16 protein-coding genes and 1 pseudogene are annotated in these 21278 nt (G+C 57.6%); 10 read left to right on the top strand and 7 right to left on the bottom strand.

Going from position 1 to position 21278, the window contains the following annotated elements; translation table 11 throughout:
• Both C7G41_RS37500 and C7G41_RS38010 read left to right on the top strand, forming a co-directional pair.
• Positions 1-185, top strand: a pseudogene (locus tag C7G41_RS37500) (ABC transporter substrate-binding protein); the annotation flags it as partial.
• Positions 186-1714: 1529 nt separating this feature from the next.
• Positions 1715-1885, top strand: a complete 171-nt coding sequence (locus C7G41_RS38010) for a hypothetical protein (RefSeq protein WP_199198732.1) — start codon at positions 1715-1717, stop codon at positions 1883-1885.
• Between the two features lie 859 nt (positions 1886-2744).
• Here the strand turns inward: C7G41_RS38010 and C7G41_RS32575 are convergent.
• From C7G41_RS32575 to C7G41_RS32555, 4 genes are all read right to left on the bottom strand, one after another.
• Positions 2745-3500 carry a hypothetical protein gene (locus tag C7G41_RS32575; RefSeq protein ID WP_199198731.1) on the bottom strand — a complete coding sequence of 252 codons (756 nt, stop codon included), beginning with the start codon at positions 3498-3500 and terminating at the stop codon, positions 2745-2747.
• Between the two features lie 36 nt (positions 3501-3536).
• On the bottom strand, positions 3537-4649 hold the full coding sequence (locus C7G41_RS32570) for an ERF family protein (protein ID WP_106946369.1): 1113 nt from the start codon (positions 4647-4649) through the stop codon (positions 3537-3539).
• Entirely contained in the window at positions 4633-5454 is an 822-nt protein-coding gene (locus tag C7G41_RS32565) for a YqaJ viral recombinase family protein (protein WP_106946368.1), read from the bottom strand. The genes C7G41_RS32570 and C7G41_RS32565 overlap by 17 nt, the downstream gene beginning before the upstream one ends.
• Before the next feature lie 442 nt (positions 5455-5896).
• On the bottom strand, positions 5897-6673 hold the full coding sequence (locus tag C7G41_RS32555) for a hypothetical protein (protein WP_146159846.1): 777 nt from the start codon (positions 6671-6673) through the stop codon (positions 5897-5899).
• A 239-nt stretch (positions 6674-6912) separates the two neighbouring features.
• Between C7G41_RS32555 and C7G41_RS32550 the strand changes: the two genes are divergently transcribed.
• A complete protein-coding gene (locus C7G41_RS32550) occupies positions 6913-7506 on the top strand; it encodes a hypothetical protein (protein ID WP_146159845.1) in 594 nt (197 codons plus the stop codon).
• Positions 7507-8153: 647 nt separating this feature from the next.
• Here C7G41_RS32550 and C7G41_RS32545 read toward each other — a convergent pair.
• From C7G41_RS32545 to C7G41_RS32535, 3 genes are all read right to left on the bottom strand, one after another.
• On the bottom strand, positions 8154-9689 hold the full coding sequence (locus C7G41_RS32545) for a class I SAM-dependent methyltransferase (protein WP_106946365.1): 1536 nt from the start codon (positions 9687-9689) through the stop codon (positions 8154-8156).
• A 129-nt stretch (positions 9690-9818) separates the two neighbouring features.
• Positions 9819-10592, bottom strand: a complete 774-nt coding sequence (locus C7G41_RS32540) for a SapC family protein (RefSeq protein WP_158268066.1) — start codon at positions 10590-10592, stop codon at positions 9819-9821.
• 101 nt (positions 10593-10693) lie between these two features.
• Positions 10694-14323, bottom strand: a complete 3630-nt coding sequence (locus C7G41_RS32535) for a DUF4214 domain-containing protein (protein WP_158268065.1) — start codon at positions 14321-14323, stop codon at positions 10694-10696.
• 650 nt (positions 14324-14973) lie between these two features.
• Between C7G41_RS32535 and C7G41_RS32525 the strand changes: the two genes are divergently transcribed.
• The 7 genes from C7G41_RS32525 to C7G41_RS32505 all read left to right on the top strand — a co-directional run bounded on the left by C7G41_RS32525 (position 14974) and on the right by C7G41_RS32505 (position 21129).
• Complete coding sequence (locus C7G41_RS32525; protein ID WP_106946361.1) at positions 14974-15729, top strand: ABC transporter permease; 756 nt, start codon at positions 14974-14976, stop codon at positions 15727-15729.
• 1 nt (position 15730) lies between these two features.
• Positions 15731-16507, top strand: a complete 777-nt coding sequence (locus C7G41_RS32520) for an ABC transporter ATP-binding protein (RefSeq protein ID WP_199198730.1) — start codon at positions 15731-15733, stop codon at positions 16505-16507.
• Between the two features lie 67 nt (positions 16508-16574).
• Entirely contained in the window at positions 16575-17666 is a 1092-nt protein-coding gene (gene gmd, locus C7G41_RS32515) for a GDP-mannose 4,6-dehydratase (RefSeq protein WP_106946360.1), read from the top strand.
• Positions 17667-17687: 21 nt separating this feature from the next.
• Entirely contained in the window at positions 17688-18827 is a 1140-nt protein-coding gene (locus C7G41_RS32510; RefSeq protein ID WP_106946359.1) for a glycosyltransferase, read from the top strand.
• A gap of 187 nt (positions 18828-19014) precedes the next feature.
• Positions 19015-19386 carry a hypothetical protein gene (locus C7G41_RS37135; protein ID WP_146159844.1) on the top strand — a complete coding sequence of 124 codons (372 nt, stop codon included), beginning with the start codon at positions 19015-19017 and terminating at the stop codon, positions 19384-19386.
• 324 nt (positions 19387-19710) lie between these two features.
• Positions 19711-20139 carry a hypothetical protein gene (locus C7G41_RS37130; RefSeq protein ID WP_146159843.1) on the top strand — a complete coding sequence of 143 codons (429 nt, stop codon included), beginning with the start codon at positions 19711-19713 and terminating at the stop codon, positions 20137-20139.
• 663 nt (positions 20140-20802) lie between these two features.
• Positions 20803-21129: a hypothetical protein gene (locus C7G41_RS32505; RefSeq protein WP_106946358.1), complete on the top strand. Its 327-nt coding sequence runs from the start codon at positions 20803-20805 to the stop codon at positions 21127-21129.
• Positions 21130-21278: the final 149 nt, after the last annotated feature.

Here is a 21278-nt window from a genome sequence, read left to right as displayed (position 1 = left end):
ACTTCCCGACGCTTTGGTACGACACCGCCACTTTTGTCGACAAGATTTTGAGGGGAGAAAAGGCCGGCGACATTCCGATCCAAGAACCGAAGTTTTATTTTTGTCTGAATCTCAGGACGGCTACCTTGTTGGGTGTTGAGATTTCCTCCGCAACGCGTTTGCTTGCCGACGAGACCATCGAGTAGGTGCCGTGGACAAGGCCGCTTTCGTCTTAGATTGGACTGCCATCGTGTGGTAGCGCTTTGGCGCCACCCGACCTCATTCTTCGGTCTGCTGTTGTTCGTCGATCGGGGCAGACCGGAGCTGCCGCGTGGACCGCCAACGCGACGCGTTTGGCTCGCGGTAGTCCTCCCCTTCGAGAATTACGTGATCGAACTGCGCTCCGGTTTCGGCCTACCCCATCAAAGGTCACGATGCTGAGGTTTGCCGTCGGCCTAGTCAGACGGACCGCAGCTTAGCGGCTTGCGAGTAATGAGATAGTCGCCGCGTTTTGGGGCACCGTGTCATGGATCGATGCTTCCGGGGCAGACAGCGGCTCGGGATATTGAGCGGTCTGTAGACCGAGGACGGGCATCACATCCACCACCGGCTTGATCCAGTCAGCTATTCGCGATCTCGCCGAGGTCGACTGGCGTAGGAAGCTGTCAAAACAGCCGACGGCTGCTATAGCCCGCCCTGTTCTGTGGGACAGCGGTGCTCCGGCAGATCGATGTCTGGGATCCTATACCTTGCAGAAGTTCATCACGCCTGACGCGAGACAGGTATGGCGGGCGTATCGCGCAGGCTTAATCGGCGTCAGTTTCGGGGAGGACCCGCCGGCGATGGTGGTTTGCGAGTCCTCCCCCAGCACAGGGCCGCGTATGTCCCCCACGGCCCGGTCCTGCGTCTAGCTTGCGCTCATTGCGTTAATGTCGGGTTGAGGTGCGCCGGTTCGCGCCGGCCGGCGAGTTCTTGCGGCACTTTCATGGATCGGCTTAGTTATCCTTCATCAAAGGGAGGTCGAAATGCACAATTGGGCGGCGGCTGCAGCATTAACACTTGTCCTCGCACTGGCGGGATGTGGAAGAGATCCGGGCCCGAAAGGCGAACCGGGGCCACAAGGCCCAGCGGGCCCACAAGGGGCTCAGGGCATCCAAGGAGTGCCCGGAGCCCAGGGACCTGCTGGCGCACAAGGCCCTCAAGGTCCGCAGGGGCCAAAAGGCGATAAGGGGGAGAAGGGCGATCCCGCCTCGATCAACATCCGAGCGGTACAGGCCGACGGTGCCGTCAACTGCGACAACGGGGAAACGCTTGTCTCGGTCTTCTGTCCAAACGGCGCTGCTGCTGACGGTGCGAAGTGCGGGACGCCTCCGACGGTGGGTCTTTGCTTGAAGAAGTAATGATGCAGGCTCGCCGGCTCAGGGCTGCAGGTCTCGCGCCCCGCGGCGTCGAGATCGCACGGCAGTCATGAGCACGGGGGCTGAAAAGCGACCCGTAAATTCTTTTCTTGGGGGAAAACAACTGAACCTCAGAATCCAGTAAATGTCCGGAGTCCATTTTCGGAACGATGCGTTCTATTCTCGGAACACCGGCGAGATTTCATACCACTGTTTTATGTGCCGGGGGCGGCAGGCGGGGCCTGGAACGCCCTGCAGCCTTGTCGTCGCCTGAGCGAACCCAAACTTTCATTGAGCCGTACCTTGTGGTCGCGGCAATGTTTTCCGCGGGAGGATTTGTGAGCATCCAAGCCATCGTGGCGGCTATGCTGGAGCGCGAGCTAGCGGCGCGTGGCGTGCAATCATTGGGGCATTCCGATTGCATGGAGATCGTTGAAAACCTCCTTGGCCGCTTGAAGGAGCTGGACCGGGAATTAACGGCGCGAAACACCCAGCACGGTGAACGCTAGCTCCATCGCCAGGAAGAATTGCCCGGCTTGGACCGTACAGGGACAGGTTCGGCCAGGGTGGATCTGGGCCCTTGGCCGGCGTAGCCGCAACCGCGGTCGGATCAATCTATGGCGGCTTGAAGGGAGTACTGGGTTCGGACCGAAACTTCGTGAACTCCGGTTACGTGAGGTTCTTTGACTGCGGGATGGTTCGATCTCGAAACGCCTTGGCAGGCAGCGTCAGCTACCTTTAGACAGCAAGCAGCTGTTGCTGATGGCCGCGGCGGTCGTTTGCGTTGCTGCTGTCTCTGCTATGGGCGCGATCTAAGCTCCGGGTTGTTCTAACTCGTGAGGCGGCCCTGTCATCTCAGGATTTCCGGCACCATCAGGCTTGGCCGCAGATGGGGAGATCAGCTCACCCGGATTTAGGTTAGACTAGAAATCATGCCCACGAAATTACAAAACGAAGCCAATCGGATCAACGCCCGGCGAAGTACGGGACCTAAGACGGTGCAGGGCAAGGCTGTGTCGAGCCGCAACGCCTTGCGGCATGGTCTTGCGGGTCGCCGGGGCGATCTGGTCAGCCCGGCTTCCTTGCCTGGTTTGGCAGGCGAGCAGGGACACGGGACGAGCTTGGCGCTTGCGGAGGTGGCCCTCGCGTTTCAGCGCATTCGCGCCGTTCGCCACACCTACCTTGCGGAGCTTCTCAAGATGCCATTGGGAGACATGATAGAGCCACTGCGACGCCTCGAACGGTACGAGCGGGCGGCAAGAGGACAGCAGAAGCGAGCTCTGAGTGAGCTGCCTGGCGGAGCCAGCCTCCGGACATAATCAGCACAAATCGCGCGGCGCTTCAGCGAGGCACGGGTACCCCGCCTGATCAATCCTTGGTGCTCCGGATCGAGGGAATACAATCCAAAGGCTCGTCAGGTTTATGCGTTGTGTGATGTTCGACGTCGTCAATGTGCCACGCCAGGTGACGGCTTCGATCCCTTGTTGCCCGCGTCTTGGCTGGCGTAGTGGCAGCGTGGTCGCCAGAGGTGATATCGTTCTTTCCGTTTTCTTCGCTTGCCATTGTTTTCCTCTGCGTGCTGGAAGATGGTGGTTGAACTAATGTGTGCTGCCTGCGCGCTTCTAAGCTCTTCAGGAGCATCAGACGTCGCTGCTGCGCTGACGCAATAAGCCCTTCGAACATCAAGAACAGTTCACGTGCGTGAGCATACATTGCCGCGCTGATCGAATGTTGATCGAAGCCATGTGCGGACAACCGGGCTTCGATCTCCCGCGCAGCAATCGGATCAGTTCGCCACTTGATCGCGTTCCTCCGCGTGTGGAGTTTTGCACCCTCTCGCATTTCGGACGGAAGCCCTGCCACATCAATATGGTTCAACGCGTGCTCGATTGCTTGCTCCCGGAACAGCTCGAGCGTTTTGTAGCGAAGCAAACGGTAGCGCTGGATCTCCCAACAGAGTTCAGCCACGTCCAGGGTGAGCAGCCACTCGATTGCGCTAGAAGGTTCAAGCTCATCAAGAATCGCTTGCTGAAGCAGTTGATACTCTTCTGCTCGCTCTCCTGGTAGTAAAAGCGGCTTCGGCGCGAGCGCCTCTATTCCTTCGGGGATGAAACTTCGAAGCAAGCGCGTCCTTTCCTGACATGCAACAATGGTTTTGATCTATAAGGTTCGACTGGCCCCGGTCTCAGCTGCTCCGATGTGATGCACCGGGCTCGTGCGCCAGAGTTCGCCTGCAAGCTCCAGAGCTGAAAGCTGCAGATTGGCCCACCAGGCGCGTTCATTTCCTCTGCGGTGCAAATCAATATGGTGCATTCGGCAGAGCGGCACCGTGAATTCGTCGCTGACCTTGCGGCCGAGGCCTCGCTGAGCGAATTTGATATGGTGGGGATCGCACGGCGCTTGTTGGCACACGGCGCAGGGCTGCTGTCGCACGAAATCAAGATGGACCCTGCTCCGGACGCGTGAGCTCTTTGGAATGGCAAGTGGGCCGGCGGCGGATTGCATCTCGGGCTGAAGCAGTGTGGCACCACCTTGATCCGGCTCTAGCGCCCGTGCCGTGCCCGCCGCGACCCAATCAGCGGTCGTTCTGGACACCTTTTCGCTGTAGGCAGCCTCTACCCGCTCAGCGTCCTGCTCAAGCAGTCTGCTTTTGCGAACGAGGGCGTTCTCGGCCCATGCAACAATCGCGTCCTCGCCTTCGCCAAGCGTTGTGATTTCATCCAGCAACTGGTCTCGCAATTGGGCCGACATGGCGGGCTCCAGCAAGGGATTTCGCGAGCTACCGTTGCTGGGGCGTGCCTTGCGGCTGGGCAGAAGGGAAATTCGGTTTGGCTTGCCTGTGGCCTCATCTTCCGGGGCTTCCGGCTCGTCCTCACCCGCCATACCGACCATTGCAAAGAGCGCATAGCGCCGGGCATAGGTGAGGGCGGCACCCAGACGATGTGGCGCCTCAATGTCGCTGACGTTGCAGACCGGCAGCTCCGAAGAGACCCACTCGCCGGACGAATGTGCCAGGACAGTTGTCAGCTGAATTTTCTGCGTGGTTGTGTCAGATCGCGTGGTTTGCAGGATGGCGATCTCATGGCGCCCAAGAGCTTTGCGGACGATATCGAGCCCGCTCGCCAGCGACGCGTAGCGAAAGCTGCGATCGTCCTCGCGTGGAAATGGGGACCGGACCACGGCGCGAACACTTTTTTCCGGGTTGGTCAATTCGAGCTGCGCTCTGGCGAGCGCGGCGGCGAGGACCCCTATGTGCTCACTGCATTGGTGCATTGGCGTCCTCCTCAACGAGATCAAAGCTGATTGCCCCGGCCTTTGTGCGCTTCGCGCGGATTCCGTGCCCCGTGGCCTCCTTTGCCTCCTCAGGAACCAACCGTCTGAGTTCAGCCTTAGCCACCTCGTGGTCTCGGTGCGCACCGCGGGTCCGGAGGTAAATCGCCGCCAGATCGGCCCACGCATTCGAAGACGTCATGTCGACCACCTTGACGGCGGCAAGCCGAGGTCTTGGCGCCTCGACTGTGACGGGACCAGGCTGAATTCCGCTTTGGACAGAGCGCCAGAACTTCTTTTCGGCGGTGAGCAGCAGGTGCTGGTAGATAGGATCGGCGTTGAGAATGATCTCAACCCACTTGCCGCCTCCTGTGATTACGGACAGCACCGCGCTCCGTGCGTTCACAACCCACATGTTGTGCTGTAGCTGTGCCATATGTTTTTCGGCCGCTGCTTCTTCCGAAAAGGTCCAGGGCAGCATGAATTTGGCTTCGAACACCGCCTGCGTGTTTACGATGCGGCCGTCCAGTGTGGCCGCCATCCAGGTGTTGATGGGATGTCGGACACGACTCTGGACGTCATCGACGCGCTGTCCGGTGACCCGCTCATACCAGCGGCGGTTCAAGTCCTCCGTCACGCTCCCGAGTTGAACAATCAGGTTGTCTGAGAGATCCTGAGGCGGGATCTCGCCACGCTTTTCACGCCACAGCCGCACGATCTCGCTTCCATCACTCCCCATGATAATTCGTGCGTCCGATCCGCCAATGAAGTCGCGCCTGTCGTCCAAACCGTTGGCAAATCGGCTCATGCTTGCGATGCTCCCCCTGATCAGATTCGGCGTAAGTGCCCTTGCAATTCGATGCGGAAAGTATCATATGTCCGGACGGAAGTCAATACAAAAAGTATCGATCCGTCAGGTCAAGGCGGCACGAGCGCTGCTGGCTTGGTCGCAAGAGGACTTGGCTGAGGCCGCGAGCGTATCGATTCCGACCATCAAGCGCCTCGAGGCCCTCGACGGTCCGCTGGGTGGTCGGCCACAAACGATTGAAAAGATCATAACGGCACTATCGGAGGCCGGGATCAGATTTACTGGAGACGACGGCGGCACTGGGGTCCACTCGGTTCGCACACCTAAACACCCGAAGTTGAGTCGCTCTGGGGCATAGGCTGCGAACGCGAGATGGAGATCCACCTGCGGTGAACCGCAGGCACGTGATGCGCGGTGAAGAAAGGAGACGACCCTTCAGCCGTTAAGCAGGATCGCTCGCTTGAGCGTTGTCGCCGGAATCCAACGGCGGCGGAGTATCGTTAACTTCGACGTCAATGATACCTCCTTGGGGCAGCTGCTTAGACCCGCCCCCGTACAGGCGTGTGAACTCTTTCTGTCGAACGAGCGCTGCGATCTTTTTCTCTATCGCTTTCTCGATGCTCGCTTCCGTCTTGAGTTCTCGTTCGATAACATCCGACCGGTAGGGCCGCGCAAGAACCGACTCGTCTAAATCGTCCAATTGAGCGAGGTCGCTTAGACCTAGAAGCAATTTTTTTGCAGCTTCTGCGGAAGTCGCTAGGAAATCACATTCTTCTTTCTTGGCGGCCCACTTCACAGGATCAGACTTTAGCTCCACATTGTTGGACATCTCGAGAACAGCTTTTCGGTACGCCTTCACCACGTCCAGACAGTTATCGAGGCTTTCGAAAAGCCGCTTTCGTGAATCTCGCATCTGGTCGACGCCTCGTGAGAGATGGCTCACCAGCGCCTCGGGCCCGCCGGTCTCAACTGCGACCCTGAGATTTTCAGCCATGGGATCCCTGCCGTATGCAATTTGGGTGCCGCGAGAAAATCGCCGCTTCTTAAGTAGGTAACGAGCGATATCCAGGACGATGTCCTCTTCGATTTCGTCTTGCGGCTTGTACACGCGGCGGGCGTTCTCGTGAATCCCGACGAACTCTTCTTCACCTTCCCACGGTAAGACGATGTCGCTGACGCGAACGCCACGAGGCATAACGGTAGTTTTAGGCTTGGGCATCTTTAACTCCAATTGATTCATAACCCGGCGTGCCCGAGTAACCCAAACATAAACGTGTCGCAAGCGCCTGATTTTACACTACTTTTGTTCTAAACAAAGGTTAGCCCATATTTACCTCCCGCCGAGCGATAGGGCCAAACATATCTGATTTAAATGTCTCCGGATTTACGAGCATAGGAGGTCTAGTGGGAGCAGTCGGGATTGCAGCTCTAGTCGAGGCGCGTTGTGAAGAGCTCGGGTTGGACGCCACGACCTTGGGCTTCCGTCTCGGCTACCGAAACCCGGCGAAAGCTGCTGGTCGCGTTCACGCTCTCTGCGATGGGCACGTCACTAGCCGTAAGAGCATCGCTGCCCTGGAGCGTCTGCCAGACGCTCTGCAGGTTTCCGCTGAGGCGGTGCAGCAAGCGCTCGCTGCTACGGTTGCGCAAAAGGCCGCCTTAAAGTGGGCGAGGGTTCAGGCCGAAGACGCGCGGTGGCGCGCCGGCTTCAGGCCGCACGCAGTGATCCTGACGGAACGCAAGTGCCCCACGCAGATCGTCATCTGCGGCCTCACTGGGGGCATCGGACGCTGGCTGATCATACCGCTAGACCTTTCGTGCTCCCCACTCACCTTCGTGGATCAGGTCAAACGCGCGCTTCCGCGCAAGCTCGAAACAAATTACAGCGGCGGTAACTACGTGCCCTTCTTTGGCGTGGCTCACGGCTTCATCGTCAACTACACGCCCGATACTGCAGTCCGATTCACACTCGCGGGCGAGCCAATCGAATCTCTTGAGAAGGCATATTGCCCAGGCCGCATCTCCAGCGATGCTCTGTTAAGATTGCAAACATAGATGGCAAATATAGATGGTCCAACCAAAGGATGTGCGCTGGAGCGGTATCATAGAACGCATTAGCGCGAATATACGAGCGCTTACAACTAAGAAGTTCATTTTTCCGAATTCGGGTGTACCGCCGCTTTCAATCTGGTTGTCTGCCAAACACTCGCGCTCTGCGGGGCCAGCGATAAGAGGACGGACCGAGTGAATCAAAGCGTTCGGTTGGCCGAACGTGACGTCCCTGGAGCACTTATGTCGTAGCCGCTTAGGGTGGAGAGACGTCAACTTTGCTTGGGGCTAGCTCGGCTCCAGAGTGGCGGGGTGATGCGCTCACGTCGGCAAACGTCAGGCCTCGACGTGAGTACCAAGGCAGGAAGTCTGCAATGTTGGAAGGAGTATCGCAGGCGGTGCCCTACGCCGATCCTGAGGGCTGCTCGGAGGGTGGCAGTTTACTGTCGTTGACGCGTGATCAATGGCGAGCATCGAAGTGGGATGTGCCAGAATTGGCGCGAGATGCTGCTGCTGGTCGACTGCATTTCCGAAGACGATGGTAGCGCCCGCCCACGCAGGAGATGCCCTTCGATCTGCAAGGTGAGCCCACAGTGAGCGGGCGTATGCAGTGACCAGACCCGGCCGCATACCGTGGACGAGCGTCAACGTGCTCAAGCGATCTCAAGCGTTTGAAGTACGGGTAGCCTTAGGAGGAATGTCTCGGCGAGGGACGTCAGCTGCGCCAGATTCTCGTCTTCTGTTTCCAGAGGCCGTCCGCCCTTGAGCATGCGCTGTCCTTGGTTCTTGAGGATGTCCCACGCAAACTTCGCGTGCTCTTGCGCGCTACGTTTCTCGGGAGATCCGAGCAGCAAAAACACCTGTTCGAAACGTGGGACGGCCACTCCGCCGCCGGTGACCGGAGACGCAAGGTAAGCGACTTCCGATGAGCTTCGGGATCGTTCACACAGATAACGATTCAACGACTTGCAGTGCGCTTTGGTGGCTTTGGAAGCGGATTGAGCAAGACTGACATGGCCGGCGCCAGCAAGTACAACGAGTGCCTGGACAAGCTGCGCAAACGGCAAGGATCGCAATCGCGGATGGCGGACCAGTTCACTCAGCAGCTTCGGTCGCTGTTTCTCTTCGGCAAGCACGTCAATCAGCGGGTCGTACACTTGGTTTTGTAACGTGGCTTCGCCAAGGGAGCCTGTCACTTTGCGCGGCACGTCGGAAGCAAGACTTGTCAGCACGAACGATTCACCAAGCAGCAACTGCGCCCGCTCCGCGGGGGGCAGGCTTCTCGGTCCCTTCATAAAAATATCACGCCGGAATTGCTGATTGACGAAATAGTCACGTACCGACTGCCGCAGGATCGGATGCTCAACGCTGTTGAGGAGCTTCTGTCCATCAGGTGACAAGTTCACCGCGTCGACGTGATCGAGGAGGTGGGCTGACCCGACGAAGGAAAGCTTGGCCGCTTCCAGCGTTTCAGCCATCTCCGAAAAAGACGCAATACGCCAGTCCTTGTTGAAATACTCGTGCGCGAGATAATTGCGGTTCTGCTCGGACATTTTTTTCAGGCGTTCGCCGACTGCGGGATTCCCACGAAAGTAAAGAGCGCCGGAATCGACGACTTGACGTGCAAACGCGAGTGCCGCATCGACCTTGGCGCCCATGCCTGATGCTTCCGCGCCAGCGACGTCCGCATGCAGCTTCATCAAATGGCGGAGAGGCGCTGCCGGTGCCCAGCCTGGGAAGCAGTTGTAGCTGATGTAGACCAGCCCACCGACGCGGAGCTTACGGCGCATGATGTCGACGATATGCCGGCTATTCTCCTCCGAAATCCACGTCCATATGCCGTGCAAGGCAATGACGTCGAATTCAGGCAGATCATTGCGCGCCGCAAGTTCAGCAAAGGAGTCATTCAGCGCCTTGACGCTACCGCCTGACGCCTCTGCAAATGCCATGGCATGTGCGGTTTGGACCGGGTTAAAATCGGTGCCCCAGAACACGCCTTCGTTAGCAGCGGCGTGGACGTTCAATGAAAGTCCTTGACCATAGCCGAGCTCGAGATAGCTGAAGGGTTTGCCGGCTGATGGCGCAACGCCAGCGCTAAGACATGCTAGCCTGAGCAGGGCAGGGCAGAGCTCTCGATAATAGCCGTACGTATACTCGAGTTCGGTGACGTATCCTGCTGTCCAGTCCATAGTATCACGCGCCCCCTTGCTGCATTTCAGAAGCATACCTGAGGCCTATGACGCTGCAACAAACTAAGAGGGGCAATCCAGTGACCCGACGCAACGCACCGAGTTGTCTCTGTTCGCTTCAACGTCAAACTAAAAAATTGGCCGATCGCTCTTTAAGAGATCTGCGATCTGGTCCGACGTCGGCGCGCCTCCGGTCTTGCGAAATCGTTCCTTCATTTCCGTGAGGAGCTCGACCGTGGGGATCTGGTGAACTGAGGCCAGCTGGTAATAGGCGATCTCGAGGGCACCCACCTTTCGCAGTTCCAATACCGTGGCGTCATCAAGCTTGTTGAATGCTTCCTTGTCGATTCGCAGGAAGCCGGGAACCGACACCACCTGTTTCTCGATATTGGCCACAATCTGCCAAGGTACGATGACGTTGGCTTTGGCGAGCGCCGCGATGGCTGCCCTTGTCATTGTCCGGGCCGCATCTAGGAAGGCGTGTAACTTTATTGCGTCCTCGACAAGTGGCGAGGGCGTGCCATCCTCGTTGAAAAAGGTCTCGTTGCCGCCTTGCTGAAGGCATTCGCTGTCCTCATCGATACAAAGCACGGCTTGATGAGATCCAGGCTGACGCAAGTGATGGAACGGATGGCCACGCAGGATCATCGGAATATAACGCATAATCCAATGTCCATCGGGCGCCACATAGACGTTATCGTTGGCGGAGAAGCTGCAGAGCAAAGCTAATTCAAGCCCCTCACCGTGGCGAACAAACCCGATCGGCATTTCACAACAAGCGGCCTCCGCTTCCTGGGCAACCAGAAGAACCGCTTGCTCCTTCGCGGTGAACTTATAGTCGACGCGACGCTTCCAGCTCCGGATTCCGTGGTCTTGTCTGTTGAGAACAACGTACCTCGTCATGCAGCTCTCTCCCCTGCGTGCGCCAACCCTTCTCTGGCCTGCATTATACAAAAGAAAACGGGGGGCCGAAGCCCCCCGTTCCAGCATTCAGAAATCTGAACTTAGACGATGTTCAGGTTGTTCAGGTGGAACTGCGAGGCGTTCAAGTTCGTCACGCCAACCAGGTTGATCTCCATGTCGCCTGCATCAAGCGTACCGTTGGAGTCGGTATCGATGAACAGGTGACCTGTCGTCTGGTTGAACACAGCGTTGCTCTGCGTGTCGCCATTGTTCAGGGCAGAAATCTGACCGATCACAGCTGCATCAGAGGTAACCTGGGCAAAATGGATGCCCGTGTTGTTACCATTCTGATTTGCTCCGAACAGGTTGATGAAGTCCTGAGCGCTGAACCCGTGCACGACGTCGGGAGTGCTGAACGGAGACTCCGTGTTATTGTCGAAGGACAGCTCGTTATGCTGTGCCGCCGACGTATGCGCACCCAGGTTGATGGTGTCGACTCCTCCACCAGAATGGATGGTGTTAGAGCCGGAACCAACAGTGATCGTGTCGTTGCCGCCCAGGGTCACAACAGTGTTGGTACCATTACCCAACGTCACCGTATTGCTGGATGAGTTGTTAATGTACACATTGCTGTCACCAGCGTTCGGCGCGTTGATGGTCACCGCTCCGTTGTGATCATCGCGGATCTGCAGACCGCCGGTGAACCCGGCTGCCTGAACATTAGCGATGTCAACTTCGAAGCCACCGGCGCCATTGAGGTCCAGCGTCACGTCTCCCGTCGCGCTATGCGCGATGTTCAGCGTTTGCAGAACGATCTCGGCGGCGCCAGTACCCTGCAAGAGCACCTGGTTGACTTCACCAGCCTGGTGGAACTGGGTGGTCGACTCGATGTTCAGCGTTTCGATATTGGGCAGATGCACATGACCGAAATTGCCGCCGCCATTGTCGTCGGCGAGCTTCAGGTTGACCACGTCCTTGATGTTCAAGGCCGCGTTGTTGATCAAGATCAGGAGGTCGTCGGTGGCCGGGTTATTGGCATCACCCAGGATCGCGACTGTAGATCCGGAGTCGAGGCCACTGATGGTCCGATCTCCAGACCAACCTTGATCCAGGATCACCTCGGAGATGTTGGAGCCTGGGAAATCAAACGCGTTGACGTTGTTCACCAACTGGTTGGTCACTTCCAGAGCTTCGAAGTTCTTGACCGTACCCAGGATCGTGGGCGAGTCGTAGAACGCCGAGTCGTTAGCGAAGATGTCGAAGCCGTTCCCGCCATCAAGAACCGTGTTGACGGTCACTTGCTGGTTGTTCAGGAGGACCACGCGATCATCGCCGTCGCCGAGATTGACGTTGACGACTGGGGGAGGAGCATTCTCCCAGATGACGGAAACGTTGTCGTTTCCAGCACCCGAGTTCACCGTGATCGAAGCACCGGTTCCCTCGCCGGCGTTGATGCCGGTCAGGGCGGTGATGGTGTCATTACCGCTGCCGGTAGTGACAGACACCTGACCACCAGCATCCGTGGATGCCACGACCGTGTTGTTGCCATCGCCGGCATTGACGGTGATCTTGCTGCCGCCATCGTCCGCAGTAGCGTTGATGTTATCAGCACCCGATCCCGTCACAATGCTTACAACTGCCGCATCATCCGAGTTCGTCGTGATGACGTTGCCGCCGTTGCCTGCCGTGATCGTGATCTTGCTGCCCTGATCAGAGCCGCCGCCATCAGCCGCGGTGTTGACGTTGACGTTGTTGGCGCCATTGCCGACCGTAACCGTCACGTCTTGAGCGCTGAAGGTCGGAGCACCATCAGGGTCACCATGAAGCGTCATGGCAATCGCGTTATTGCCGTCCAGAGCGCTCACGTTGATCACGGACGCAGCACCGAGGTTCAGGTTCGAACCGTTGTTGCCGGATCCGAGGCCGATCGTCACCTTGTCGCCGTCGCTGTTCGACTCGTTGATGTTGACCTGATCGTTGCCGGCGCCAGCGTCGATGTTGAAGGTCTGGCCGTTGTCGGTACCGTTCAGGTTGTTGATAGCAATGGTGTCGTTGCCAGCAAAGGTGTTGATGGTAACGTTGGCTCCGCCCAGCGCGTGCATGCTGAGGTCGTTGTTGCCAACCGCACCTTCGATGTCGACCTGGTTGGCGTGCAGGTCACGCAGGGTGAAGTTGCCCTGAAGAGCGCTTGCGTCAACCGAGGTTACGCCAGAGGTGTCATCACCATTGTCCAGGTCGAGGCGAAGGCTGCCTGAACCGTCAATCGTGAAGGTCTTGGTGATGCCCGCACCATGCAGGTCATTGATGTTGTTGTCGGCACCGGTGGCATGGATAGCCCAGTCGGTGACAACGCTGTCGCCGTTCGAGTTGTGGTAGTTGAGGTTGAAGTTACCCGAGTTAACCAGGTTCATGTCAACCGCACCCGTACCGGCGGCAACGGTGGTGGTCACGTTCATGTTGAAAAGCCCGAGATCGGAATTTTCGATATCGAGGTTGACGATGTTCTGAACGTTGAAGAAGTTCATCGTGCCGCCGGTCGAACCGTCGGACGCGATGACCTTGATGTCAGCCATCTTCGACAGGTTGTAGTTCGCGCCAGTCAGGTCGGTGACCAGCAGTTCTTCAACGCCCGGAGCGTTCGGGACGATGTCGATGTTGGACTGGTTGACGACGAGCTCGAGGGTGTCGAAGCCCTTGCCGCCCTGGGCAACGTCGATCACGTTCTGGAACGTGCCGACATCGTTAAAGGCGCTGTGATCGACAACGCCCTTGAAGAGGTCGTTACCGTCCGTGCCGACCAGCGTTTCGCCGGCGGTTGAGGTGAAGGTGAGGACCGTCGGGCTTAGCGAGGTGTCGTTCACGGTGACCGTGTCGGTCAGCGCGCCGAACGCAAGCGTCAGAGCTTCGGCACCTTCCGTCGTCGCGTCGGCAGCCAGCGTGACCGCCACATGGGCAAGGCCCTGCGCGTCAAGCGTAACCGAGCCGATCAGCGAACCACCGACGATGTCGGCAGCACTGACGCCGGAGATGTTGTAGGAGAAGGTCTTGCCGAAATCGTTCGGATTGACCGACTGCAGCGTGAAGGTCACGGTCTGGCCTTCATTAACACCACCCAGGTCATGGTCGGACGTCAGGGTGATATCTGCGGGGGGGGGCGGGAGACCACCGGCCGGGTGCTGGCCGCTGGCGAGCGCCAGCTTGTACGTGTCAACCGAGGCTTGCGACTTGGCAATGAATTCGGCCGACTGGGTGAAGCCGAGCAGGATCTGGGCGGCATCAAGATGCGTCGCCTGCCACGCCGCGACTTCCGAAGAGCTGGGATCGCGGTTCAAAATGTGCTGGTAATAGGCCGTGATCAAGGCCGGGGTGACGCTGTTCGAACCGTAGAGGGTCAGGAATTCGCCCGAGGTCGTGAACGATTCGGCCAGCGCGAGAAGCGTAACGCCGGTGCGGAGCGCATTGACGTTGACCCAGAAGCCGGACTGGGCACCGGTGTCGAAGTTGCCGTTGGGATCGATGCTTTCCGGCACGCGGCCGAAGGCTCCCTGATAAAGGCGGACGATCGGATCGACAAACGCGGACGCTTCGGGAAGAGTCCCGATGTCCGAGCGAATCTGGGTCGTGGACTCAGAATTGCTCAGTGCAGCGAACGTTGACTGTTCGGCGCTGCTTGCGTGGCGTGCGAGTACTTCAAGATAGATCAGATCGATGTCGGATTTTGACAAAGCCATTTTGAACGCACGAACCTTGCTGGTCCGCTCCCTGTTGAAAAATGATGCCCCGAAAAGGGGTGGCCTTACGCATGATGCTAAAAATTGCATCAAAGCCGGGCGGGACCGTACAGTAAACTGTTAACCGCGGCAATTGGAAAAGCTAACAAGTAGTTAACGTCGTCATCTGCTTGCAAAATCTCAGCTTTCGCCGCTCCGAGGAGGCGGAGGCCGATGTCGCCCACAAAAAAGTTAGCCTCGCCGGATGCGCTGAGACGTTGAGCGCCGGCCCAAACCCCGGTCAAACCAAGGGTCTTGTTGCAGGAGGTCCCCTCAGCTTGCGGAAACTCGCCGGGGCGGCAACAGCTGCCGCAGTCCTGGCGTTTTCCACCCCTCTTTTGCCTGTTCGGGGCTCCTGGCAAACTCCACGGTTCGGCTATGAAATCATTGCGCTTTTCTTCAGCCAAGCGGTGCGAAGGGAAGGTCTCAACTTGCCTGTTGGCAGGCCTATGCCTTTCGAGTATCACCCCGGCGAACCTGAGTAAGCGCCAGCACCGCGGCGCGCATGGCCGTAGATCGTGGCAAACATCCAAGCGCTTGCATCTCAATCGGTGAGTCGTTCAATCGCCTCACACACCGAAACGCTGTCATCGCGCGCGCGCAGGGACGTCATGCTGGGCGTTTCGTTGTGGCGTCTTTGGATGCTGCTGGGCTGGAACGACATCCTGCAGCGCTACCGTCGATCGATGCTGGGCCCATTCTGGATGACCGCCAGTATGGCGGTGATGGTGGGTTCGCTTGGGGTGCTCTATGGCGAACTGTTCGGCATTCCCCTGGACAATTTCCTGCCCTATCTCTGCGTCGGAATCCTGGTGTGGAATTTCATCGCGAGTTTCCTTCTGGAGGGCGGTGCGCTTTTTTCGGGCGCCGAGTCCTACATCAAGCAGGTGAGCCTGCCGTTTTCGGTCTATGTGTTTCGTTCGTGCTGGAGCAAGTTCATCATCTTCGCCCACAACGCTGTGATCTATTTTGCAATCTTGCTGTTTTTTCGAGTATGGCCGGGTCTGGTTGCCTTGCTCGCCATTCCTGGGCTGCTGTTGCTGACGGCGAATTGTGCCCTCATGACCCTGTTCATCGGAATGGTCTCGGCGCGTTTCCGCGACATCCCGCAGCTGGTCGGCTCCATCGTCCAGATTATTTTTTTCGTGACGCCGATTATGTGGAAGCCTGAACTTCTGCATAGTCGAACCTATGTCGCGACGCTTAATCCTTTTTTTCAAATGATTGAGATCGTGCGGGCTCCTCTCCTTGGAAGCGCGCCGTCACTGAAGACCTACTTAGCCGTGCTTGCGATAACTGTTGTCAATGTCGTGGTCGTGGGCGCCTTTTTCGTGCGCTTCCGCTCGCGGATAGCATACTGGGTCTGAGATGGACGACGCAGCTGAGCTCGCGCTCGAACATGTGAGCGTCTCCTTTCCAATCTATCAAGGTGGCTCCCGGTCCCTCAAGAAGAGCTTGTTGTTTCGCAGCTCTGGCGGCCGCGTCGCAAACGACGTGAATCAACGTATTGTGGTTCGGGCCTTGCGTGACGTATCGCTCCGATTTTCAGTGGGCGACAGGGTGGCCTTGGTCGGCTCGAACGGCGCTGGGAAAACGACCCTCCTGCGCGTGATGGCCGGAATCTACGAGCCTGAAGCTGGCAGCGTGAGGTCGAAGGGACGAATATCTCCCATCTTTGATATCGGTCTTGGTATCGATCCCGAGCTCAATGGCTTGGACAATATCAGGCTGAGAGGCCGAATCCTCGGATTGAGCGCTCAAGAAATTGAAGAAAGCATTCCCGACATTATCGAGTTCACAGAACTCGGCGATTATCTCCAATTGCCGATCCGCACCTATTCGTCGGGAATGTTAACCCGCATGACGTTTGCCGTGGCAACCTGCTTTGCCCCGGAAGTTCTGCTAATGGACGAGTGGATTCTGGCCGGAGACAAAGACTTCATGGCAAAGGCGGAGGCCAGGATTGCCTCGTTTGTTTCACAGGCGAGCATATTGGTTCTGGCGTCGCACTCATTGGAAATTTGTCGGCGGTGGTGCAACAAGGCGGTCTGGATGGACGGGGGCGAAGTGAGAGCGATCGGCAATGTCGACGATGTACTCCAGGCCTACTATGGAAACGTGGCTTTGCTCGCCCGTGTCCCATGATCAAGCTTGACACAACAGATGACGGCAGCGGCGAGCCTCTAGGTCTCCACAATTGGGAATCAATTCGATGACAGCCAAAAAAGCTTTGATCACCGGTGTAACCGGTCAGGACGGTGCTTACCTAGCCGAGTTCCTTCTCAGCAAAGGATATTCCGTTCATGGCATCAAGCGGCGAGCGTCGCTTTTCAACACGGATCGAATCGATCATCTTTATCTCGATCCGCACGAACAGAATTTCGACTTCACACTGCACTATGCCGACATGACGGACTCGACCAGTCTGATCCGGGTCATCGCCGAGGTGCAGCCGGACGAGATCTACAATCTTGCGGCTCAAAGCCACGTCGCAGTTTCGTTTGAGGAGCCGGAGTACACGGCCGAAGCGGACGGGCTGGGTCCCCTGCGCATGTTGGAAGCTGTTCGGATCCTGGGCTTGCAAAAAAAAACGCGCTTCTATCAAGCGTCGACTTCCGAGCTGTATGGGCTTGTGCAAGAGATCCCGCAAAAGGAGACAACACCCTTTTACCCCCGGTCGCCCTACGCAGTCGCCAAGCTCTACGCCTATTGGATCACCGTCAATTACCGTGAGGCGTATGGAATGTATGCCTGCAACGGAATTCTTTTCAACCACGAGTCTCCTCTGCGCGGGGAGACGTTTGTCACGCGAAAGATTACCCGAGCGTTGGCTCGCATCCAACTGGGTCATCAGGCGTGCCTTTATCTGGGTAATCTGGATGCCTTGAGGGATTGGGGACACGCGCGGGACTATGTTCAGATGCAATGGTTGATGTTGCAGCAGGAGCACCCGGAGGACTTTGTCATCGCCACGGGTGAGCAGCACTCCGTACGAGAATTCGTTGAGATCGCGGCAGCCCAGCTCGGGCAGAAAATCAGGTGGCAAGGTAAGGGTGTCGATGAGAAAGGCTACGACGACGCCACAGGAAAATGCATCGTCGAAATTGACCCGAGATATTTTCGGCCTTCCGAGGTCGCTACTCTGCTCGGTGACGCCACCAAGGCAAAAGAGAAGCTAGGCTGGGTTCCCCAGATCAGCTTCCAACAGTTAGTGTCCGAGATGATGGATGAGGATCTGAAACTCGCAAAAAGAGACGAGTTGATCAAGACCCATGGTTTTCGCTATTTCGTTCGCCGCGAATGACGCGGCCAGATCACCACCGAGATGCGCAAGCCAACTATTCTGCACGCTTATAAGGTCTTCGTTCCCGATATGGATGGCGGCATTCCGTCCGTTATCAGGACGCTGTGCGTTGCGACAAAGACTCACTTTGAGAATCAGGTGTTGGTGGCCCGAAAGCGAGGGGCGGGCAAAACCTACGTCACTGGCGAGGGGATCAACGTAGAAGCGGTCCGATCATTCGGCACCCTGTTTTCGACCCCCATCGCTCCAACCTTCCCATTTCGTTTGGCCAAGCTGTCGGCGGATGCGGATCTGGTTGTTCACCATGCTCCATTCCCGCTGAACGACGTTGCCATTCCTTTTTTCGATGCCAAGACGCCGCTCATCCTCTACTGGCACGCAGACGTTGCAAGCTTTCCGCTGCTGAAGAAGGCGGTCAGACCGGCGATGTGGCGGGCGCTGCGGCGCGCAAACAGGATCATCATCTCCGATTACTCGATTTTGGAATCGGCTGAGCTCTTGAAGCCATTTGCCGAGAAATGTTTGGTGATCCCTTACGGTACTGACCTTTCATTTTGGGCGAACTGCGATAGCGCGGAGGCGGACGCCGCGGCAAAATTGCGCGCGCGGCACCCACGGATGATCCTCGCGATAGGAAGATTGGTCCCTTACAAGGGATTTGACGTCCTGCTGCAGTCCCTTGCTGGGTTGGATGCTGAGGCAGTCATCGTGGGCGAGGGCCCGCTTCTCTCAAGCTTGCAGGAGAGGGCGAACGATCTGGGATTGGCTCACCGGGTCATTTTCAAGGGCCGATTGAATCAAGCCGAGCTGAAGGCTCACCTTTATGCCGCCCGTGCGCTGGCGTTTCCGTCGGTGACCACGGCAGAAGCATTTGGAATCGTGCAGGTGGAAGCGATGGCCGCTGGCCTGCCGATCGTCAACACAAGTTTGCCGACGGCTGTGCCTAATGTTGCGCGCGACGGGCAGGAGGCTATTACCGTTGCGCCGAACCAGCCCGAGGCTTTGGGGAAGGCACTTGCGGCAATCATGGGAAACCAATCGCTTGCTCAGGCGCTTGGTCAGGCGGGAAGGACGCGCGCTTTGTCCGAGTACTCGCAGCCGGGTTACAGCTCGAAGATTCAGTCGATTTATCGCGATTTGATCGAGCGGCGGACCACGTAGCGACCCGAGAAGGCGGCTCTGAAAGCCGCCTTCTTCATCCTGTCGCTATGATTTTTTCGGATCATCCGACGAGTTGGTCAAGGCGTCGAGCAACCCGCTCTGCGCGGCTGCTACCACCTGAGATGTGTTTACATTTGGCGTGCCCGAAACGACCGTATTTGGCAGTACGTTTGGAGCCGGTATTCCAGTGCTGGAGCCAGATGACGCAGACGAAACGTCGGCTGAGGCGCTGGGATCAGCGGTCGATGCGGTGGACGTCGATGTGCTTGGGGAAGATGAGCTTGACGACGTCGATCCAGAGGTTGGATCTGTTGTTGATCCCGCTGCACTGGTGCCGCTCGACGGTGGTGGTGAGGTCTGTCCGGAACTGCTGCCTCCGGCGCTGCCCGTGTCGGTCCCAACCGCGGAACTGGTGCCCGTGCCGGCTGAGGCAGATCCGTCCGATCCGGTCGCTTGGGAGGACCCCGTCGAGCCGGAGGTGTTTGAGCTATCTGCCGGAAGCGACTGTTGCCCAGCAAATTCCACAAAAGCGAAGATCGTTGTTGTGGTGCCAGTCTGAGACGTCGCGCCCGCTTGAGCCGTCTGGGGCGCATCGACCGCAAGCTGGGCAGCGTTGAGTTCGCTCCAATCGAGCTCGCCGGTGCCGCTCGTGTCAACGCTTGCGAATTCCTTAGCTGCTTGCGCGGAATTGGCCCCAAATGCGGCTGCAAACTCAGCAGGGTTCAACAGTCCGTTATTATCCGTGTCCAGCCGCGTGAACAATGGCTGTCCGACGGGACCAGGCAAATTGGCGCCCTGCATTCCTGGAAGCGTTTGAAACAGGCTCGCAGGGCTCCAAGCACCTTGTGCAGTTGTTGAGGCTGGAGGCGGCGCTGGCGCCTCGTTGACGGTTTGGCTCACGAAGAAAAACGCTGAAACTCCGCCATTGAAGTTGCTGGTCTGGCTTGCCGCGGTTGGTGAAGCTGTCGTAGTGGACGGTTGGGCGGCGGGATTTTTCGAGCCTGCAAGGTGGGCAAAATTGTCTAACAGAGAAGAAAATTCATTTGCAATTTCGCCGATTGAGCTGCCTGCGACTGACTGCGACAAACCGGTGGCGTTGGTGACTGATGGTACAATTGAGTTCATGCTTACGGTCATGGATACCCTCCTATCCGTGCGAACCAAGGTGAGACACAGCAAGGTGCGTGCCAGAGATCAATGCGCTGTAGTATTTGACTTATTTCTTTTGAAAGCGGGCTGCGACCAGGCAAAACTTGCCTTAGTCCATCGGCGCCGGGCAGCATTTGCCGGCCTGCGATCCTGCGTAGCCTAGGGTCCGGCTGCAAACTAGCAAAACACCTTCCTTATTGGCCGCGAGAGAGATCGCGCAGATGAAGAACTATCAAATGCATGAACCGTACCTTTGACGTGAGCCGTCGCCGCCTTGATTTTTGCATCGTGCATTTGGTTTGGGCCACAATGATTATAACGTCGGTACGACCTCACAGGATAAACCTCGGCTGCGCGAACGAAGCTGCACGGTATGTTTAACCGCTGCCCTCCGGTTTGAAGCGCCCCCATGTTTCAAGTCTCTACGCTAAAGCAATCGGAAAGAAGCTTGCCAAGCTGCTGGACGAAGCGCCCGAGCTAATTGGCCGGACTGTCTCTTGGAACGATCGCCTGGTGCCACATGTCTGTCGATTAGACGGTCGGTCGGCGTGGGCCTGGGCGCGCTGAAGCCGCTAGCGATCAGCATGCGAATTAGCGCCCGAACCCAAGGTAGGTTCGTCGCCCATTTCTGATATTCGAAATAGATGGTTTGCGATCAGTCTTTATCGGGGCGATGCCACCCAAACCCCTGTAGCAATTCGGCGAGTTGCTGGAATTGACAAGCCGTTGACAGCGAAAATGAAATCGCGATAGTTGGCTCAAGCTTTTGAACCAAGTTTTGCGACCCTTCGACTAATCCTTAGTCTCTATTTTTTTGAATTTATCAATGAACACGAAGAAAATGACGCCCTCGTCGCCCGTCCGCGGGGAAATACGAGTTCTGCCGCCAGGCAAGGGCAATTGGTTGGATTGGGAACGCGCCGAACTCGGGCGTCTGTCGGGGTCTTTTCCGGGGCCGACCTATGAGGTCGAGAGCGGATTGAGTGAGGACGGTGATCCCTGGTGTGTCGTGACCGAGACCGCGAGCGGCAGATTGGTTGTTCATATTTGCCGCATTGCGGGTAAGTATACGGTAGCCTCTCCCGAAGAGAAGCTCCTTAAAAGCACCGGGGACATCAAAGTCGCAATTGAATTGGCAATTCAGGCAACTTAACAGGCTGAGGTTAACGGGGACGCCAGCAGCATCCAAACGTTCCCGTTGCCTGAACGGCGCTTGGCGGCCAGGGTCAGGAAGGTGCTTCCGAGCGCGGAACTTTGCGGTCCTGCTGGATGTGCCCTCGCCAGCGGCGCTGGCGGACCAGC

The organism is Bradyrhizobium sp. MOS002, assembly GCF_003020115.1.
In the GTDB taxonomy this organism is placed as follows: domain Bacteria; phylum Pseudomonadota; class Alphaproteobacteria; order Rhizobiales; family Xanthobacteraceae; genus Bradyrhizobium.
This window is presented reverse-complemented; position numbering and strand designations above follow the sequence as displayed.

Excerpts from the sequence above, each read along its gene's own strand:
- C7G41_RS32570 (WP_106946369.1), bottom strand. The coding sequence starts at position 4,649 with ATGCACCAATGCAGTGAGCACATAGGGGTCCTCGCCGCCGCGCTCGCC.
- C7G41_RS32565 (WP_106946368.1), bottom strand. The coding sequence starts at position 5,454 with ATGAGCCGATTTGCCAACGGTTTGGACGACAGGCGCGACTTCATTGGC.
- C7G41_RS32555 (WP_146159846.1), bottom strand. The coding sequence starts at position 6,673 with ATGCCCAAGCCTAAAACTACCGTTATGCCTCGTGGCGTTCGCGTCAGC.
- C7G41_RS32545 (WP_106946365.1), bottom strand. The coding sequence starts at position 9,689 with ATGGACTGGACAGCAGGATACGTCACCGAACTCGAGTATACGTACGGC.
- C7G41_RS32540 (WP_158268066.1), bottom strand. The coding sequence starts at position 10,592 with ATGACGAGGTACGTTGTTCTCAACAGACAAGACCACGGAATCCGGAGC.
- C7G41_RS32535 (WP_158268065.1), bottom strand. The coding sequence starts at position 14,323 with ATGGCTTTGTCAAAATCCGACATCGATCTGATCTATCTTGAAGTACTC.
- C7G41_RS32525 (WP_106946361.1), top strand. The coding sequence starts at position 14,974 with ATGCTGGGCGTTTCGTTGTGGCGTCTTTGGATGCTGCTGGGCTGGAAC.
- C7G41_RS32520 (WP_199198730.1), top strand. The coding sequence starts at position 15,731 with ATGGACGACGCAGCTGAGCTCGCGCTCGAACATGTGAGCGTCTCCTTT.
- gmd (WP_106946360.1), top strand. The coding sequence starts at position 16,575 with ATGACAGCCAAAAAAGCTTTGATCACCGGTGTAACCGGTCAGGACGGT.
- C7G41_RS32510 (WP_106946359.1), top strand. The coding sequence starts at position 17,688 with ATGCGCAAGCCAACTATTCTGCACGCTTATAAGGTCTTCGTTCCCGAT.
- C7G41_RS32505 (WP_106946358.1), top strand. The coding sequence starts at position 20,803 with ATGAACACGAAGAAAATGACGCCCTCGTCGCCCGTCCGCGGGGAAATA.